Source organism: Bradyrhizobium sp. Cp5.3, from assembly GCF_000426265.1.
Taxonomy (GTDB): Bacteria; Pseudomonadota; Alphaproteobacteria; order Rhizobiales; family Xanthobacteraceae; genus Bradyrhizobium; species Bradyrhizobium neotropicale.
Genome location: NZ_AUFA01000017.1, coordinates 24,549 through 41,111, shown reverse-complemented (window position 1 = coordinate 41,111; position 16,563 = coordinate 24,549). Strand labels below are relative to the sequence as shown.

18 protein-coding genes are annotated in these 16,563 nt (G+C 64.6%); 7 read left to right on the top strand and 11 right to left on the bottom strand.

The window, feature by feature from the left end; all coding sequences use genetic code 11:
* Entirely contained in the window at positions 1-1,230 is a 1,230-nt protein-coding gene (locus K289_RS0122415; protein ID WP_027553585.1) for a lytic murein transglycosylase, read from the bottom strand.
* Positions 1,231-1,320: 90 nt separating this feature from the next.
* On the opposite strand from K289_RS0122415, the gene K289_RS0122410 reads away from it, so the two are divergent.
* Positions 1,321-1,686 carry a hypothetical protein gene (locus K289_RS0122410; RefSeq protein WP_245283976.1) on the top strand — a complete coding sequence of 122 codons (366 nt, stop codon included), beginning with the start codon at positions 1,321-1,323 and terminating at the stop codon, positions 1,684-1,686.
* 75 nt (positions 1,687-1,761) lie between these two features.
* Here the strand turns inward: K289_RS0122410 and K289_RS0122405 are convergent, their stop codons facing one another.
* Entirely contained in the window at positions 1,762-2,313 is a 552-nt protein-coding gene (locus K289_RS0122405; protein WP_027553583.1) for a MarR family winged helix-turn-helix transcriptional regulator, read from the bottom strand.
* 53 nt (positions 2,314-2,366) lie between these two features.
* Between K289_RS0122405 and K289_RS0122400 the strand changes: the two genes are divergently transcribed.
* The gene (locus K289_RS0122400) at positions 2,367-2,846 is read left to right on the top strand and encodes a carboxymuconolactone decarboxylase family protein (RefSeq protein ID WP_027553582.1); all 480 of its coding nucleotides are present in this window, start codon (positions 2,367-2,369) and stop codon (positions 2,844-2,846) included.
* A 21-nt stretch (positions 2,847-2,867) separates the two neighbouring features.
* Entirely contained in the window at positions 2,868-3,371 is a 504-nt protein-coding gene (locus K289_RS0122395; RefSeq protein WP_027553581.1) for a cupin domain-containing protein, read from the top strand.
* A gap of 28 nt (positions 3,372-3,399) precedes the next feature.
* Here K289_RS0122395 and K289_RS0122390 read toward each other — a convergent pair whose 3' ends face one another.
* Together K289_RS0122390 and efp are read right to left on the bottom strand one after the other, a co-directional pair.
* The gene (locus K289_RS0122390; protein WP_027553580.1) at positions 3,400-5,022 is read right to left on the bottom strand and encodes a peptidase M23; all 1,623 of its coding nucleotides are present in this window, start codon (positions 5,020-5,022) and stop codon (positions 3,400-3,402) included.
* Positions 5,023-5,047: 25 nt separating this feature from the next.
* A complete protein-coding gene (gene efp / locus K289_RS0122385; RefSeq protein WP_027553579.1) occupies positions 5,048-5,614 on the bottom strand; it encodes an elongation factor P in 567 nt (188 codons plus the stop codon).
* Between the two features lie 162 nt (positions 5,615-5,776).
* Between efp and epmA the strand changes: the two genes are divergently transcribed.
* Genes epmA through K289_RS0122370 form a run of 3 tightly spaced genes read left to right on the top strand, consistent with a single transcriptional unit; the run spans position 5,777 to position 8,233 of the window.
* Positions 5,777-6,829 carry an EF-P lysine aminoacylase EpmA gene (gene epmA, locus K289_RS0122380; RefSeq protein WP_027553578.1) on the top strand — a complete coding sequence of 351 codons (1,053 nt, stop codon included), beginning with the start codon at positions 5,777-5,779 and terminating at the stop codon, positions 6,827-6,829.
* On the top strand, positions 6,826-7,920 hold the full coding sequence (locus tag K289_RS0122375; protein ID WP_027553577.1) for a lysine-2,3-aminomutase-like protein: 1,095 nt from the start codon (positions 6,826-6,828) through the stop codon (positions 7,918-7,920). Before epmA ends, K289_RS0122375 begins: the two co-directional genes overlap by 4 nt.
* A 46-nt stretch (positions 7,921-7,966) precedes the next feature.
* Entirely contained in the window at positions 7,967-8,233 is a 267-nt protein-coding gene (locus K289_RS0122370) for a hypothetical protein (RefSeq protein ID WP_027553576.1), read from the top strand.
* A 57-nt stretch (positions 8,234-8,290) separates the two neighbouring features.
* On the opposite strand, the gene K289_RS0122365 is transcribed toward K289_RS0122370, so the two are convergent.
* The 6 genes from K289_RS0122365 to K289_RS52090 form a co-directional block, all read right to left on the bottom strand.
* Complete coding sequence (locus K289_RS0122365; protein WP_027553575.1) at positions 8,291-9,376, bottom strand: 3-deoxy-7-phosphoheptulonate synthase; 1,086 nt, start codon at positions 9,374-9,376, stop codon at positions 8,291-8,293.
* Between the two features lie 225 nt (positions 9,377-9,601).
* Positions 9,602-10,180, bottom strand: a complete 579-nt coding sequence (locus tag K289_RS0122360) for an HdeD family acid-resistance protein (protein WP_027553574.1) — start codon at positions 10,178-10,180, stop codon at positions 9,602-9,604.
* Between the two features lie 74 nt (positions 10,181-10,254).
* Positions 10,255-11,295, bottom strand: a complete 1,041-nt coding sequence (locus tag K289_RS0122355) for a PrsW family glutamic-type intramembrane protease (RefSeq protein WP_027553573.1) — start codon at positions 11,293-11,295, stop codon at positions 10,255-10,257.
* A gap of 475 nt (positions 11,296-11,770) precedes the next feature.
* A complete protein-coding gene (locus K289_RS0122350; protein ID WP_027553572.1) occupies positions 11,771-12,010 on the bottom strand; it encodes a hypothetical protein in 240 nt (79 codons plus the stop codon).
* A gap of 174 nt (positions 12,011-12,184) precedes the next feature.
* A complete protein-coding gene (locus K289_RS0122345; protein ID WP_027553571.1) occupies positions 12,185-12,814 on the bottom strand; it encodes a PilZ domain-containing protein in 630 nt (209 codons plus the stop codon).
* 219 nt (positions 12,815-13,033) lie between these two features.
* Entirely contained in the window at positions 13,034-13,819 is a 786-nt protein-coding gene (locus tag K289_RS52090; protein WP_156918125.1) for a hypothetical protein, read from the bottom strand.
* Positions 13,820-13,957: 138 nt separating this feature from the next.
* Here K289_RS52090 and K289_RS48845 point away from each other — a divergent pair, with 138 nt between their 5' ends.
* Entirely contained in the window at positions 13,958-15,109 is a 1,152-nt protein-coding gene (locus K289_RS48845) for a gamma-glutamylcyclotransferase family protein (RefSeq protein WP_156918124.1), read from the top strand.
* 313 nt (positions 15,110-15,422) lie between these two features.
* On the opposite strand, the gene K289_RS0122330 is transcribed toward K289_RS48845, so the two are convergent.
* Complete coding sequence (locus tag K289_RS0122330; protein ID WP_027553570.1) at positions 15,423-16,514, bottom strand: ABC transporter ATP-binding protein; 1,092 nt, start codon at positions 16,512-16,514, stop codon at positions 15,423-15,425.
* Positions 16,515-16,563: the final 49 nt, after the last annotated feature.

The following is a 16,563-nucleotide window of genomic DNA, read 5'->3' as shown; positions in this document are numbered from 1 at the left end:
CTACGATCCCTGCCGCAGTTTCGCCAGCACCTTCAGCCCGCCATAACCATCGGCCGGTGTGATTCCGGCGCGCTGTTGAAAATCCTTGATCGCCTTCATCGTGTCATTGCCGACGCGGCCGTCGGTGCCGCCGGTATCGAAGCCCGCCTTGGTCAGCCGCGTCTGCATCTCCTGCACCTCCGCGAGCGTCAGCGCGCGCTCGGAGCCCGGGAAGGGCTGGATGAAGGGCGGTGCGCCGAGGCAGCGGTCGCCGAGATGGCAGATCGCCAGCGCATAGTTCATCGAGGGATTGTAGCTCTTCACCGAATAGAAATTCGGTCCGAGCAGGAACGTTGGTCCACCCGCGACCGGCGTCCACACTTGCGCGGATGCGTTCGGCTGCGGAAACGGCTGGCCGTCGGCACGGGTGACGCCGGCCGATGCCCAGGCCGCATAGGTGCGGCTGCCGCTCATGTTGCCGGAGGCGCGCACCTCGTAGCCCCAATGCTCGCCGCGATGCCACTTGCCGCGATTAACCAGGTATTTGGCCGTCGATCCCAGCGCATCGTCGGGCTTGCCGAATGGCGACACCTTGCCGTCGCCGTCATAGTCGATGCCGACATTGAGCCAGACCTCCGGCATCCATTGCGAGTGGCCCATGGCGCCGGCCCAGGAGCCGTTCATCTCCTCCGGCGTGCTCCAGCCTTTGTCGACGATGCGCAGAGCGTTGATCAGTTCGGTCTCCCAATAGGCTTTGCGCCGCGGCTCGTTCCAGGCGAGCGCCGCAAGCGAGGGGAATACCGGCGTCATATGGTTCTGCTGCACCAAGGGATCGCCATAGGCCGACTCCACGCCCCACAGCGCCAGCAGCGTGCCACGCTCGACACCGAAATCGCGCTCGATGCGCGCGAACAGCGCTTCGTTGTTCTTCAGCGCGATCTTGCCGTTGATGATGCGCCAGTCGGAAACGCGACGGTTGATGTATTGCCAGACCTGCTCGTTGAATTCCGGCTGGTTGCGGATCTGCTTGAACACGCTCATGTCGGGCTCGACCCGTGCCATCGCGCGTTGCCATGTCGCGGCCGAAATGCCTTTCGCCATCGCACGCGCGCGAAAGCTTTCGCGCCACTCGTCGAAGCCGGGCGGGGCGGCAAGGGTGAGCGCGGGCGAGGCGAGCAAGGCGGTCGCGCCAAGTGCGGATTGCAGCAGGGCGCGGCGGGTGGGATTGGCCGAGGAATCAGCTTGTTTCATGCGCGCATTCTAGCGGGAAACAGGGCCGCCGTGAGTCGGTTCCTGAGGCCGTGCGGTTGAGTTCCCGCGTAGGCTCGCGCGCGGCTCGGAATGGGCAAGACCCAACTCACTGTTCCCGCGGAACAAAGTGTCGCACTGCCGCATTCCCTCGACATCACGATGCTGGAGCCGCTTGCAGCCCGGATCAATACGATTTGGAGGATGATGAAGATACGCACGCACTCAGAGAGCCATGTCGTTGAACTCGATGACGGATCGAGGTGGCAGATCTTCCCCGGTGATCTCGATCTGACATTGAGCTGGAAACCCGACACGGAGCTGCACGTCGAACCGCACGGCGATCGGGTCAGCTCGCATGTGCTGATCAATCCCGAAGACCAAAGCTGTGTGCGGGTGATTGCATCGGGTGAGACCTGGCCCGCCGGCGAGGTCAAGAATGCATTGAGAGACGGGTAGGACCGTTTCGCGCCAATCCAAAATCCCAATCTTTGAGCCTGCTGCGGACCGTGCGGCAGGCGCCGCAACCATCGCCTAATCGTCGTCCTGCAATTCGGTTGCAACGTTGGAGAGCCAGCGCCGGATCGTGGTTTCCGCCTCGGAATCCAGGCCCGCTGCGAGGCGCTTCTCCAGCGCGATGACGCGTTCCCGGCACGCCCTGAGCAGCGTCGCGCCGCGCGCGGTCAGCGTCCATTGCTGGATGCGGCCGTGGACGGGATGCGGCGTCATGAGAATCGCGCCGTCGCGCTCGAGGTTGCGAATGATCACGCCGACGGTCTGCGGCGTCAGAAAGGTGAGGCGGGCGACGTCGGCACCGGACAGGCCCGGATAGGCGTTGAGCATGGTCAGCACGGCGAATTGGGGCGACGTCACGCCGAGATCGGCGAGGGTTCGCTCCATTCTCAGCCGGACCGCGGCATGGGCCTGACGCAGAAGATAGCCGAGATAGCCTCGCTCCCCGCGCTTGCCTTCGCCGGGCGCGGGCACGCGCACTGGACTATCGGCGGCCCGTCCGGCCGCTTCTCGCCGGGGGCGCGCTTTTCGACCTGGTTGCGATCTCGTGATGTCAGCCGGCTTGCGGTCCATATAAGAACTCTTATACAATGTAAGAGTTCTTATAATATCACGAGGTGAACGAAATGCCAGATGCCCGCAGCGAGTACGAAGATTTCAAGCGGCTCGCGCCCGATGCCTATGATCTGGTGCTCGCGCTCGGTCAGCTCGCAGCCAAGGCCGGCCTCGACAAGCAGCTCCTCGAGCTGGTCAAGCTGCGTGCTTCGCAGATCAACGGCTGTGCCTTCTGCGTGCAGCATCACGTTCTCCTCTCGGAGCGCATCGGCGTGTCCGCGGACAAGCTCCACCTGGTCGCGGTCTGGCGGGAGGCGCCGATCTTCTCTGCACGCGAGCGCGCGGCGCTGGCCTGGGCTGAAGCGCTGACTTTGCTGCCGAATGGGGTCAGCGAGGAAATCTATGCGGAGGCCGCCCGCGAATTCTCTGAAACGGAGCTGACATATCTGACCTCGGCGGTCGCCTCGATCAACGTCTGGAACCGGTTTGGCGCGGCCTTTCGCTGGACGCCGGCGAAGCGGCCGGCCGCGGCGAATGTAGCGGCGTCCTGATCGCGAGGAATGGAGGTTGCCATGACAACAATGATGATGACCGCTGCGCCGCGGCCAATGCCGTCGCGGTCGATGTTGCTTGCCGTCGTTGCCGGGCTCGGCTTCGCGCTCGCGATCGGCAAGGCGTTGCCGGTGACGATGGACACGGTATCAGGTGTACTCGCGCCGCTGTGTGCGACGGCTGCCGAGAGCTCGCCGCTCGATAAGGTCGAGCCCATCGCGTCCTACGCGCTGCCGAACGTGCCGGGCAAGCGCGTCACCATCGTGCGCGTCTTCTACGGGCCCGGCGGATTCTCCCGGCCGCATCGCCACGCGGGCTCGGTGACCGCTTACATCACCAAGGGCGAGATCCGCTCCCAGCTCGGCGGCGGCCCGGTCGAGACCTTTGGCGTCGGCCAGTCCTTCTTCGAACCGCCCGGTTCGACGCATCTGGTGTCGGCCAACGCCAGCAGCACGGAGCCGGCGGAACTAATCGCGGTGTTCGTGGCCGACGAGGGCGCACAGCTCACGACGCTTTTGGAGTAATCCGTAGCTGCCTCAGCGGCGCGCGGCCTCAATTCTCCTCGCGGCCGAGGCCCTCGCGCAGGTCCGGCTTGATCACGTCCTCCGGCAGCGCATGCGCGACCGGCTGTGAAGCGCCTGCGATCTCCGGGCCGATCTCGCGGCCGCGGGCGCCGATCAGGCGCTCGTAGGACGAGATCAGCGTGACGTAGGGACTGACCCAGATCCATCCGTCGCGGGTAAACAGCTGGACGTCGAAATGCAGGTGCATCGAGGTGCCGGCAGGATGATCGAGATAGTTCGAGACCACGCCGATCTTTTCGCCCTCGGTGACCATGCGGCCGTTGAGCACGCCGTCGGCGTTCATGGTCTGCGGGTTCATGTGCATGTAGCGGAAGCGGATGTGCTCGGTGCGGCTGTTGACCTCGAGCGTCGCGGCCTGGTCCTTGATGCCGCGGACCACCACGGCATCGCGCACCGCGACCACGGCCCGCTGCTTGGGATCGCAGCGCTCGCTATTTTCGTCTGCGGGCGGGCAGGCGGCCGCGCGAATATCCTCGCCCTGATGGCCGTAGCCGCCGCCGCATTGCCAGACCTCGAAGCTGCGGGATTCGCAGAAATTGTCGCGCCAGGGATAGGCGGTCAGGCCTTCCAGCTTGTCGCGCCTGCCATAGGATTGCGAGCGAACGACAGCAGGCGCCTTTTCCAGCGGGAAGCGGATCTGCGCATAGGCCATCACATCGGGATGGCCGCCCTGCTTGCGGAAGCCGGTGTTGGGGATGATGTCGCCGCTCGGCCGATAGCTGAAATCCGCCGAGTGCTCGGCAGGACGATCGATGACGTCGGAGGTGACGTCCATCAGCGGCCGCATGCGCTGGCCGCCGGCGACGCGCAGCGCCTTCAGAAACCGTTCGGCAACTGGATAGGCCTCCTTGCAGGCGAGCCGCCGCGGCTTCGCGATGCTGTCGAGACATTGGATCGACACCACGTAGGCGACGCCGAAGCGCGTGAAGGCGTAGCGTACATAGCCTTCCCGGATGAACCTGCGCAGGTCCGGATAGAGCGTCGTGAGCGACTTGACCTGCTCGCCCTTGCCGCCGGCGGGATCGGCGACGTCGTAGATCAGCGCGGAACCGGTGATCTGCACCTCGACCGGCCTTGCGAACACCCGTATCGGCATGCCGTCGCCGGCGCCAGGATCGAGCGAAAAGCTCGCGCTGTAGCCGGCCGGGCCGGCATCGAACATCTCGACGGGACTGAAATCGGCCTGGTAGCGCGCCAGCGACTGGCTCGGTGCGGCCGCGTTACGTTGCGCCTCGCGGTAGGCGGCGGCATCGAAAGGCAGCAGTACGGGAATTGAGCTGCGCGCAATCCCGGTGAAGAATTGCCCGGAGACCGCGTTGAGCTGCACCAGCGCCGGCATGGCACGCGGATCGTATCGCGGCACCGAACGGCGCGGCACGAAGATGAAGTCGCCCGCGATTTGGGGGCGGCTGCTGATCTCGGTGCGGAGCTGGTCGAGCGCTGCGCGCCAATCGACGCGCAGGGCCGACAGTGATGGGCTGCGGAACTCCTCCGCGGCGAGCGGACTTGCGATCAGCAGCGAAAGCGACGCCAGAAGCAGCGAGACGAAGCGGAAACCCTTCCCAACCACTGTCTCGCCCCCCGGCGGCACCTGTTCCGATTGCTCGGTTGCCAGCTTAGTCCTTAGCGCGCTCGGAGTAAGAGCCGTCTTCGGTCATCACCACGATACGGGTGCCGACCGAGATGTGCGGCGGCACGGTGGTGCGCACGCCGTTGGAGAGCACCGCGGGCTTGTAGGAGGAGGAGGCGGTCTGGCCCTTGGTCACCGGCTCGGTATCGACCACTTCCAGCGTCACGCGCTGCGGCAGGGCGATCGACACCGGATTGGCGTCGTGCATGGACAGCTTGACCGTCATGCTCTCCTGAAGGTACGCGGCCGCGTCGCCGACCACGTCCTTGGAGACCTGGACCTGATCGTAGGTCTCAGGGTTCATGAAGTGGTAGCCATCGGCATCTTCATACAGGAAGGTGTAGTTGCGCTCTTCGATCGTGGCCTTTTCGACCTGGTCGGTGGTCTTGTACCGCTCGGAGATCTTTACGCCGTCCGAGATTCGGCGCATTTCGATCTGGCTGACCGGGGTGCCCTTGCCGGGATGGATGTTCTCGGCGCTCACGACGACATAGAGCTTGCCGTCTTGCTCGATCACGTTGCCCTTGCGAATAGAACTGGCGATGACTCTCAAAGCTATATTTCCTGCTTGCTTGGCCCGGCACCGGCCAGGACGTGGTCAAATCTCGGGGGGACTCGGGGTCTCAAATCGGACCGCGGCGCCCGTTTCGGGCCGCAACATACTGATTTTGCCGTTGGATGCCAGCATTTTGCTCAAGGCCGGAGCGGGCGGTTAATGGCTGGGGACAAGCCGATTTCACCGTTCTGGTCGCCCGGTCGGCACATCGACCGTCGCCCGTTCCTCCAAGCCAGGGGGGCCATTACCGGGGCTGTACGGGGCTTTTTCGCCGAACAGGGCTTCGTCGAGGTCGAAACCTCAGTCCTCCAGGTCTCTCCGGGCAACGAGACCCATCTGCACGCCCCGCGGACCGAGATCATCCGGCCTGACGGCAGCCGCGCCACCCGCTATCTGCGGACGTCCCCCGAATTCGCCTGCAAGAAGCTGCTGGCGGCCGGCGAGCCCCGGATTTTCGAATTCGCACGGGTGTTCCGCGACCGCGAGCGCGGCGACCTGCATCTGCCCGAGTTCATCATGCTGGAATGGTACCGGGCGGGTGCGCCCTACGACGCCATCATGGCCGATTGCGTCGCCGTGATCGCCCGGGCTGCGCAGGCGACCGCGATCGGGCAATTCGCCTTCCGCGGCCGGACCGCCGACCCCTTCGCCGAGCCGGAGCTATTGACCGTCGCCGGCGCCTTCGAGAGGTTCGCTGGGATCGACCTGCTTGCGACCATTTCAGGCGGCGAGGGCGACCGTGCCGGGCTCGCCGCTGCTGCGGCCCGGAAGGTCCGCCTCAGCCTGGACGACACCTGGGCGGACATTTTCAGCAAGGTTCTGGTCGAGCATGTCGAGCCCCATCTGGGGCAGGGCCGTTTGACCATTCTGTTCGAATACCCATCTCCAGAGGCGGCGTTGGCGCGGGTGAAGGCGGACGAACCGCGCGTGGCGGAACGTTTCGAGGTCTATGCCTGCGGTGTCGAACTCGCCAACGGGTTTGGCGAATTGACCGATGCCGAGGAACAGCGCCGGCGCTTCACCGAGTCGATGGCGGAGAAGCAGCGCCGCTACGGCGAGACCTATCCGCTCGACGAGGATTTTTTGGCCGCCGTCGCCGAAATGCCGGAGGCGAGCGGCGTTGCGCTCGGCTTCGACCGGCTGGTGATGCTGGCTAGCGGCGCAGCGCGGATTGATCAGGTGGTGTGGACGCCGCCTGCGGGTGAGACATGACGAAGACCAATCTTGCACGGACCTTGCGCGAGCCGGCCGAGCTCGTCGCCGAAGGGCTTGCCCCGACCGCGGCGCTGCCGGCGCTCGAGCGTGTCGCCGCGCGCTATGCGGTGGCGATCACGCCGGCGCTGGCCGAGTTGATCGACACGTCGGATCCCGAGGATCCCATCGCGCGGCAATTCGTTCCGACCGCCGCGGAACTGGAGATGCAGCCGGGCGAGAGCGCCGATCCGATCGGCGATCATCCGCATTCGCCGGTGCCCGGCATCGTGCATCGCTATCCCGACCGCGTCCTGTTCAAGCTCGTTCATGTCTGCGCGGTCTATTGCCGCTTCTGCTTCCGCCGCGAGATGGTCGGCCCCGGCAAGGAGAACGCGCTCTCGGACGATGCCTACCGCGCGGCGATCGATTACGTCCGTGCGCACAGCGAGATCTGGGAGGTGATTCTCACCGGCGGCGATCCGTTGATGCTGTCGCCGCGGCGGATGAGCGAGATCATGGCCGATCTTGCCGGCATCGATCACGTCAAGATCATCCGCCTTCACACCCGCGTTCCCGTGGCGGATCCCGCGCGCGTCAGCGACGAGATGGTCGCGGCACTGAAGGTCGAGGGCGCAACCACCTGGGTTGCGCTGCACGCCAACCATGCGCGCGAGCTGACGCAAGCGGCCCGGGCCGCCTGCGCACGGCTCGTCGACGCCGGCATTCCCATGGTGAGTCAGTCCGTTCTTTTGCGCGGCGTCAATGACAACGTCGCCGCTCTGTCGGATTTGATGCGAGCTTTCGTCGAATGCCGGATCAAGCCCTATTACCTGCATCACGGCGATCTCGCGCCGGGGACCGCGCATCTGCGCACAACGCTGGCGCACGGACAGGAGCTGATGCGGCAGTTGCGCGGGCGGGTGTCGGGATTGTGTCAGCCGGACTATGTCATCGACATTCCCGGCGGCGCGGGCAAGTCTCCGGTCGGGCCGAATTATGTGTTGGCGGAGCAAAATACCGCACCGGATGGGCGTGAAGCGGCGTCGGAAACGCGTTATCGTATCGTGGACTATTGCGGCGACGTTCATCTCTATCCGCCCGGGACCTGAGCAGGTGGGATGCGGGGCGGCGCCGGTTTGAGGATTGGAGGAGCAAATGAGAAAGATCGTCGTGGCAATGTCGCTCCTGGTGGCGTTCGGCAGCGCGGGCTTTGCGCAAACCGGCAGCAAGGGCACGGGGACATCGGGGACGTCGGGAACATCGGCGGGCTCATCAGCCGTGCTGCCCGCGCCGGTCGGTCACCGTCAACCGCGCGCCTCGGACGTTCCGAACGAGAAGAATCTGAGCGATCCGAACAGTCCGGTGAACAAGGAAGACGCCTTGCTCGACAAGAAGATCAAGAGCATCTGCCGCGGCTGCTGACGCAGACAGGTTTGCGGGCAGGGCGCGACAGCATCGCCCCGCCCGCGTGACATCCGATCAGGCCGTGCGCTCGTGCAACCCGGCGCGCTGGTTGTTGCGCCGGATCTCGACCGCGTCGGCAAGCTGCTCGAGCACGGTTGCCGTGGTCGCCCAGTCGATGCAGCCGTCCGTGATGCTCTGGCCGTAGGTGAGCGGCTTGCCCGCGACGACATCCTGGCGGCCGGCGACGAGATTGCTCTCGATCATCACGCCCATGATGCGGCTTTCTGCTGCTGAGATCTGGCCGGCGATATCGGCCATGACCAGCGGCTGGTTTTCCGGCTTCTTGCTCGAATTGGCGTGGCTCGCATCCACCATCAGCCGCGGCGCGACGCCGGATTTCGCCAGCTCGTTGCAGGCGGCTGCAACGCTTTCCGCGTCGTAGTTCGGCTTGCTGCCGCCGCGCAGGATGATGTGGCAGTCCTCATTGCCCGCGGTCGAGGCGATCGCCGAGCGCCCGCGCTTGGTCACCGCCATGAAATGGTGCGGGTGCGAGGCCGACTTCACCGCATCCGCCGCGATGCGGACATTGCCGTCGGTGCCGTTCTTGAACCCGACCGGGCAGGACAGCCCCGAGGCCAGTTCGCGATGGATCTGGCTTTCGGTCGTGCGCGCGCCGATTGCGGCCCATGACACGAGGTCGGCGATATATTGCGGCGTCGTCATGTCGAGGAATTCGGTGCCCGCCGGCAGCCCGAGATTGTTCACCGCCGACAGCACGTTGCGTGCGAGCCTGAGGCCCTTGTTGATGTCGAAGCTGCCGTCGAGATCGGGATCGTTGATCAGGCCCTTCCAGCCGACGGTGGTGCGCGGCTTCTCGAAATAGACCCGCATCACGATTTCGAGCTGGTCGGCGAGGTCTTCGCGCAGTTTCGCGAGGCGATCCGCATAGTCGATTGCGGCCTTGGGATCGTGCACGGAGCAGGGGCCGACGACGACCAGAAGGCGGTCGTCCTGACCATTCAGGATGGCATGGATTGCGTTGCGCGCCGCCATGACCACGCGGGTCGCAGTGAGGGTCCGCGGGATCTCCCGCATCACCTCGTCAGGCGTACTCAGCTCTTTCAGTTCGCGGATACGAAGGTCGTCGGTCGTGCTCAACACGGCGGGGCTCCTGTCTTTGAAGAACCTGCCGGCCAATAAAAAAGCCGCCAGGTCTGGCGGCTGTTCGGATGTCTTGCTGCAATGTGTCAGATTGAGCGCGATCCTCCCGCCGCCAGCGAGCTGTCGTAGCTAAAGTACCAAAAATAGCTGGTGGCGAGGGTGATCATGGCCGGGGTCTATAGCGCAGGCGCTTTGGCTTGTCACCCCCCAAATCGACAGGGGACCTCAGGTGTTGCTGTTGCGTGCCGCCAGCGCCACACCGATCAGGGTCGCGCCCCCGAACAACAGGTTGATGCCGACCAGGACGCCGATCGCCCATTCCGCCGAGCTCGGCAGCCCCGCGATCACCATGAACGCGATCGCGATGTCGATCAGGCCCGAGATCAGCAGCCACGACCAGCGGCTGTTCAACTCGCGGCGATGCTCCAGCGCGTACATGATGGTGGCGACGCCCTCGGCGAGGAAATAGGCGCCGAGCACGATGGTCAGCGTCAGCACGGCCTGCATTGGCCGCGCCAGCAGGATCATGCCGGCGAGCACCGCGAGCGCAGCGGAGATCAGCGACCACCAGAAGCCCGGCATGTTGCGCGCCCAATAGGTCACGATCAGCCCGCCGATGCCGCTGATCAGGAACATCCACCCCAGGAAGATCGTGATCGCAAGGCTCGCGAGCGGCGGCAGGATCAGCGCGGCAATGCCGAGAGCGGCAAGCAGGATGCCCTCGAACAAGAAGGCCTTCCAATGCGCCTTCACCGCCTCGCTCATGGCGGACTGCATTCGTGTGAAATCGTCAGGTGATGTCATGGCGGCCTCCAGGTCGCAGCGCCGGGTGCGGCTCAATCTAGTATGGCCGCACCGGCGTTACCATTCCGGAGAGCTCACCCGCCGCCCGGCGCCGACGAAAAGCCTTCCGCGCTGGTGCGGATGCGGTTGCGGCCGAGAATGTAGATCGCGCTTGTGACAATCAGAAGCGCGATGCCGAGCAGGATCGAGGTGAGGCCGATCGGAATCAGGGCCAGCGTGAGGTTGCGCTCGGGGTTGATCAGCCAGTGATGGATCGAGGTCAGCACGAAGGCGAGGCCGAGAAAGCCGACGCCGCCGCCGGCCAGCAGCAAAGCCCACATGCGCCGCAACTGGCTGAGCCGCTCGCGCGCGATATCGGTGCGTGGGGCATGATGGCGCGCGACGCGCCGCACCAGGCGGATGGCGAAGGCGATCGAGCTGAAGCCGATCAGAAGGCTCGCCGCGCCGAGCCACATCCGCAAGGACGGATCGAGATCGGGCATCCGCTGCAGCGTCAGCAGCGGAAAGTCGAAGGCCGAGTGCAGGGCGAGCGGACCCGCCAGCATCAGGAGGCGGCTGGAGAGACGGGCCCAGTCGCGATGATGGCGGTTGGCGCCGAGTGCCGTGCCTGCGCGTGCAATAGTCAGATAAGCGCCGGCGATGATGCCGAGGGCGCCGTGGAAGGGCACCGTCAGCACGCTGCGCAGGGCCGCCAGCGAGCGCCACATCTCGGCATGCTGCACGAGGTAGGCGAGGTTCTCATAAGCCGCGAAGCCGAGGCCGACCGCCGCGCCGTAGACCACGGTGTCCATCGGATTCGCGAAGGTCCGCCGCTTGGTCGAGGAGACCACCACGATGGCGATCACCTTCACGGCTTCCTCGGGCAGCGCGACACCGAAAACCGAGTGCATCGCCAGCGCCGCCCAGGGGTTGTCGGGAGCGGCGACCATCTTGGCGAAGGGCGCGCGGGCAAGGCCCAGCAGCGAAATGCTGGCCGCTCCGAGCAGGAACGCTGTCCACACCTGGGCCGGCGGGCCGGGGCGCTCTTCGGCGGCAATGACAAGCCACAGCATCAGCAGCGCCGGCGCGATGGCGGCAGTTCCGATGACGGTGGGTAATGCTTCAATCAGGTACATCGGCGTCGAAAATAGGTTCCCTCGGCCCTCTTATCCACTTTCACCGATGCGACCATGTGTCATGCGCCTGCTGTCGCCGGCATTAACGACCGGGACAGATTCCGTTCATCCGCCCGGCTTCAGCGCGTTGTCCGCACTTCCGTAGCAGGCAAGCCTCGCTTTGGGCGCAGCGATCGTTCCGCATTCCGTGGTTTGGGCGGATGCGGCTCGGCTCACTGCCATGAGCAGAAGTGTAAGCGCAATCAATCGCATGACAGGACCTGTTCGGTGTCGATGGCAGCAAAGGCGCACGCCCCGTCAGGTTGCGATTGGTAAGCTAGATCAAGGGAATAAGAAGGTTTCTTCGATTCACGATGCACGTGTCCCCGCAGCAAGTCCAGAGCCGGCTTCGCCAATGCCTGGACAACGCGCAAGCAGGCAGACCGGCCCAGTCACTATCCGTTGTGCACCGGCGAGGCGGAGGCCTGCCGGCCCGTCAATGCGTGGTGAACGTCGGCTTGGCGTCGGGCGCAATATCGAAGGCGCCGAGGTGGAATTCGTCGCCGGTCGTCTCGTCCAGCAGCGGATCTGCGAGCAGTGTGAACGCCGCGTCCGGATATTGCTGCCAGACCGCAATATCGCCGGCCGTGATCGTGAGCCAGCCGAAGGTGTACATGTAGCGTCCGGGCTCGGTAACCCGGCCGACCTTGTCCCAGGTGACTTTGTTGACAGCCATTCGGTCCCCCTATCGCAAGTTCTGCAAATGAAGGCCGGCGCGAGGCGCGGACCTGTCGAGGCTGATCCGACATTGGGGCCGCGGCATGGCAGCCGGGGGCGGCCCGGCATCGTGATCTCCGGCGCCGCCGGCTCCGCCAAAGGCCGGCGGCGGATTTCGTCCGCCCGGACGGCCTCAGGCCGACTGCAGCGCGGCCGAGGAGCGTACGATCAGGCGGACGAGGTCGTCGCGTTGCTGCTTCTCGGCGAACTTCACCGCAAAGCCGTTGTGGAATTTGCGGATCACGCGTCCCACGCAGGCGCCGACCGCAAGCGCCGTTCCGACCGGCGGGTCGTATTCGGCCGACACCGCGACGCCGGCGGTGGAAACGTCGATGATGAAGCATGGGTGGGTGCTGCCGTCGGCGAGCGTCAGGAACGTGTGCGAGATCTGTGGGACGAAGCGCGCGTCCCGACGGTGCTCGGCGATGCTCGCGTCCTTCTGCTTCTTCTCGAGCCAGGTCAGCTTTTCAGACATCCAGGCGCGGCGCGCCCGGGTCATCTCGAGCTCCATCAGGAAACCCGATTTCAGCGTCCCGCTGATCGTGCATTCGAACTCGCCGAAGTCCTCGAAGTAGGACGTCACGCGTTCGCCGACCTTGCCGACGACCGGGACGTCCACGATCATGCGGAACGGCGAGACGCGCTTGGTGCGGCAGGCGAACGTTCGCAGCTTGCCTTCGCAATCATACCAGCGGTGCAGCGAATAGCTGCCGCCCACGGCGACTTCCACTGCGCGCTGCCTGAGGAATTCTGCGACGGACATTGAGGGCCAACGATGTCTTGGATTGATTCCGTATTTCCACGGTAGCCGGCAAATTCTAAGCAAATGATACCGCCGCTCATGAGCAGGGGTAAATTTCGGGTAAACGCGCGCGAGATCGTGAAGGGCTAACTGTCGCAGCGACCGGCGAGGACGCCGTCGACGCGGCGGATGTCGTCCAGCGCCCAGTTGCCGAGCAAGGTGATGATCGCGGGAAGCGGTTCACAAGCGTGCGAGCAAGTTGGTGATTATCGACGTGGCGTTGTCGAAGGAAATCAGCGTAGCCAGCAGGCCGGCGCCGGCGAGGAATTTGATCGCTGTCCAGCCCAGGCTGTCCGGCCTGATCTCCAGTCCAAGCCACGGCAACGCGCGCCGCATCATCGCCGTCGAGATTGCCTCGACGATGGCGAACACAAAGGCCGCGCCGCCAATGAAGGGCCATGACGCGGACGGGGGCATCCATGGCGCGAGCCACGCAGGCGCCGAGTCCTTCCAGGAGGCGAGCAACCAAATCCATCCCAACCAGGACACGAAGCACTTGAGGAGATCTGGGCCGATCGTCTCGGGCTCGAACCGGATGCCGATTTTTCGGAATGCCCATTCGACGCGCTCCTCGTCGGTGAAGAAGGAGTACAGACCAAGGTAGAGGGGGAAGCGCGACTGGAACAGGAGTCCGATGATGCCGAACATGACCATGTTGCCAAGGAAGTCGGCGAAGAGGTCGTGGCCGCTCTTGTGTGGCGGTTCCGGCGCGGTCGGGGACATTGCAGCCTGGCGCTGAGATTGCGACCTCGCCCGCGCCATGTGCTCCAGCATGGTGGCGCGCCGGCCCAGTGCAAGCTGCGTCTTGGGGGCGCGCAGCCAAAGCGGCAGCGCCGCCGCCGTCGAGGGAGCGCCAGTTGGACCGTCCGAGGCAGATTTACCCTGCTCCATGGTTCCTTCTACCTTGCATTCGCCGTTGCGGCCGCAAGCAGACCTTTGTCGAGCCCGAGGGGGTGGGAGGTTCACTGGATACCTGCGGATCGCACTGGCGAGGCGGTCGTGAGTGCTCCGGGATCGCAAAAGATCGTCGCAACAACCACGGCCGATGGAATAGCGGGCCCGGACCGATGAAGATGAGCACTATTGCTCGGCCGTAGGCCTATGATGAACCGTCCGGATTTGCGAAAAGCCATCCCGATCGTCGTGGCCGCGAGGTCGCGGCCTGCTGCTCATGTAAGTGCCTTCGAGGAACCGATGTTTGCGAGCCGTATCCGCTGCGGCGCCGGCGCTCTTGCCATCTCCGGGATTCTGTTCTTGATCTACCCGGCACTTCGCCCGTTCTCCGACGAGAGGTCGTTGCTGGGCGCTGCGGCCTTTGGCTCCGGGGCATGGCTGGCTTCGCACATGCTTGCCATTGTTGCGTTCACCCTGTTGCCGCTGGGCTTGCTCGGGCTGCAACGTTCTCTACTCGGGACGTCAGCCGAACGCCTGCTCTTTGTCGCCGTCGTCCTGAGCATGGTCGGCATTGGCTTTACGCTGCCGTTCTACGGCGGAGAAACCTATGGCCTTCATGCGCTCGGGCAGGAAGCGCTGCGGTTGCACTCTGACGCTCCGCTCGGCTTAGCGGAGGTTATCCGTTCCGGCCCGGGCCTTGTGATGTTCCTTGCCGGCCTGCTGCTGCTTGCCGCCTCCGCAATTGTGACCGCAACGGCGCTTTGGCGCTCCTGTCGCTATCCGAAGGCAAGCGGCATTCCCTTCGCCGTCGGGATCTCCCTGTACATTCCGCAATTCTTCGGCGCGCAGCCCCTTCGCGTTGCCCATGGACTGCTGTTGGCAGCCGGCTGCGTGTGGATGGCCGCATGTCTTTGGCGGCAAGGGCAGGTGGAGAGTGTGGAGGACAACTTGGCGGAGCAGGTGACGATCTTCTTCTACGGATTGTTCATGGACCCTGAGGCCCTTGAAGCGAAGGGGCTGCGGCCATCCCGGCCCAGGCAGGCCTTTGTCGAGCGCTTTGCGCTAATACTCGCTGCGCGGGCGACGTTGCGCCCGGGCGGAGAGGGGCGAGTCTACGGCACGATCATGCGGCTCACCCATGCCGAGGTCGACCAGCTGTATTCGGAGCCCAGCGTCGCGGCGTATCGACCTGAGCCGGTGCTGGCGCGGCTGACCGACGGCACCGCCGAGCTCGCGCTTTGTTTCAATCTGCCTGCTGCGCCGCAGGGTCCGATCGGCAACCCGGAATATGCGGCGGCGCTGCAAGCCGTGGCGCGAAAGATAGGACTGCCGGACGAATATATCGCAGAGATCCCGCGCTGAGTTCTCCACGACCGGTCTCTTCGCATCAGACGTTCGTTTCCGCGAATAAGCAGCGCCGTCTCCGTCCAGGGGGCGCCGGCTTGATCGTCCGAGGTGGATTTGCGCTGCTCCATGGTCCGCATGCCCTTGTATCCGCCGTAGCGGCCGGAAGCGGACCTTTGTCGAGACCACGGGGGTGAGAGGTTCACGGGCTGCCAACGGCTTTACGCCAGCCGACGGCAGCGAAAATTCCGGGAATGTGCAAGAGATCGTCGCAACCGCCGCAGTCGATGGAATGGCGGGACACTCGGAATAAATTGGCCAACTGCCGGCGTTAGATGGCCGCCTCGGTCTGCGCGTCAAAAACGTGAAGCCTGGTGGGCCGCATGGCAACGCGCAGCTTGTCGCCCACCCTCACGCTCGCGGTCGGCTCGACGCTCGCCACCATGATGCTCTCGCCGACCTTCATATCGAGCAGGATTTCCGAGCCGAGTTGCTCGACCACCTCAATCACAGCATCGAAGCATGGGTGGCCGAGATCAACGCTACCCGCCACGGTGAGGTCCTCTGGACGCACGCCGAGCATGACCTTGCGTCCGATATGGCCGCGCAGCCGCTGGGCGGCCTCGTCCGGCAGCTTGATGCGCAGGCCGGAGTTCTCGGCGATCAGCGATCCGTTCGCCTCGGTCACAGTAACGGCGGCGAAATTCATGGCCGGGGAGCCGATGAAGCCGGCGACGAACTTGTTGGCGGGCCGATTGTACAGCTCGAGCGGCTCCCCCACCTGCTGCACCACGCCGTCCTTCATGACGACGACCCGGTCACCTAGCGTCATGGCTTCGACCTGATCGTGGGTAACGTAAATGGCTGTAGTGCCGAGACGCAGATGCAGCTTCTTGAGCTCAACGCGCATCTGCACCCGCAGTTTGGCATCGAGGTTCGACAGCGGCTCGTCGAACAGGAACACGCGGGGGTGGCGCACGATAGCGCGGCCTAACGCAACGCGCTGGCGCTGGCCGCCTGAAAGCTGGCGTGGCCTGCGCTTTAGCAGTTCGCCGATGCCGAGGATGTCAGCCGCCTCCAGCACGCGCTTGTCAATCTCGGGCTTTTCGAATTTGCGCATCTTCAGGCCGAACGCCATGTTGTCGTACACGCTCATGTGCGGGTACAGGGCGTAGTTCTGGAACACCATGGCAATGTCCCGGTCCATGGGTGCCAATCCATTGACCACGTTGCCGTCGATCGAAATGTCGCCGGAACTGATCGCTTCAAGCCCGGCGATCATCCTGAGCGTCGTCGTCTTGCCACAGCCGGAGGGGCCGACGAACACCATGAACTCTTTGTCGCGGATCTGCAGATTGACGTCTTTGACAGCGTGCACGCTGTCAAAGAACTTGTTGATCCCCTTGAGGACGACCTGGCCCATTCGCTTCCACCTGCATCCCAACGGTCCATGCGCAGTCTGCGTAAGCGCT

Excerpts from the sequence above, each read along its gene's own strand:
- K289_RS0122415 (WP_027553585.1), bottom strand. The coding sequence starts at position 1,230 with ATGAAACAAGCTGATTCCTCGGCCAATCCCACCCGCCGCGCCCTGCTG.
- K289_RS0122410 (WP_245283976.1), top strand. The coding sequence starts at position 1,321 with ATGGGCAAGACCCAACTCACTGTTCCCGCGGAACAAAGTGTCGCACTG.
- K289_RS0122405 (WP_027553583.1), bottom strand. The coding sequence starts at position 2,313 with ATGGACCGCAAGCCGGCTGACATCACGAGATCGCAACCAGGTCGAAAA.
- K289_RS0122400 (WP_027553582.1), top strand. The coding sequence starts at position 2,367 with ATGCCAGATGCCCGCAGCGAGTACGAAGATTTCAAGCGGCTCGCGCCC.
- K289_RS0122395 (WP_027553581.1), top strand. The coding sequence starts at position 2,868 with ATGACAACAATGATGATGACCGCTGCGCCGCGGCCAATGCCGTCGCGG.
- epmA (WP_027553578.1), top strand. The coding sequence starts at position 5,777 with ATGGCTGGGGACAAGCCGATTTCACCGTTCTGGTCGCCCGGTCGGCAC.
- K289_RS0122375 (WP_027553577.1), top strand. The coding sequence starts at position 6,826 with ATGACGAAGACCAATCTTGCACGGACCTTGCGCGAGCCGGCCGAGCTC.
- K289_RS0122370 (WP_027553576.1), top strand. The coding sequence starts at position 7,967 with ATGAGAAAGATCGTCGTGGCAATGTCGCTCCTGGTGGCGTTCGGCAGC.
- K289_RS0122360 (WP_027553574.1), bottom strand. The coding sequence starts at position 10,180 with ATGACATCACCTGACGATTTCACACGAATGCAGTCCGCCATGAGCGAG.
- K289_RS0122355 (WP_027553573.1), bottom strand. The coding sequence starts at position 11,295 with ATGTACCTGATTGAAGCATTACCCACCGTCATCGGAACTGCCGCCATC.
- K289_RS0122350 (WP_027553572.1), bottom strand. The coding sequence starts at position 12,010 with ATGGCTGTCAACAAAGTCACCTGGGACAAGGTCGGCCGGGTTACCGAG.
- K289_RS0122345 (WP_027553571.1), bottom strand. The coding sequence starts at position 12,814 with ATGTCCGTCGCAGAATTCCTCAGGCAGCGCGCAGTGGAAGTCGCCGTG.
- K289_RS48845 (WP_156918124.1), top strand. The coding sequence starts at position 13,958 with ATGAACCGTCCGGATTTGCGAAAAGCCATCCCGATCGTCGTGGCCGCG.
- K289_RS0122330 (WP_027553570.1), bottom strand. The coding sequence starts at position 16,514 with ATGGGCCAGGTCGTCCTCAAGGGGATCAACAAGTTCTTTGACAGCGTG.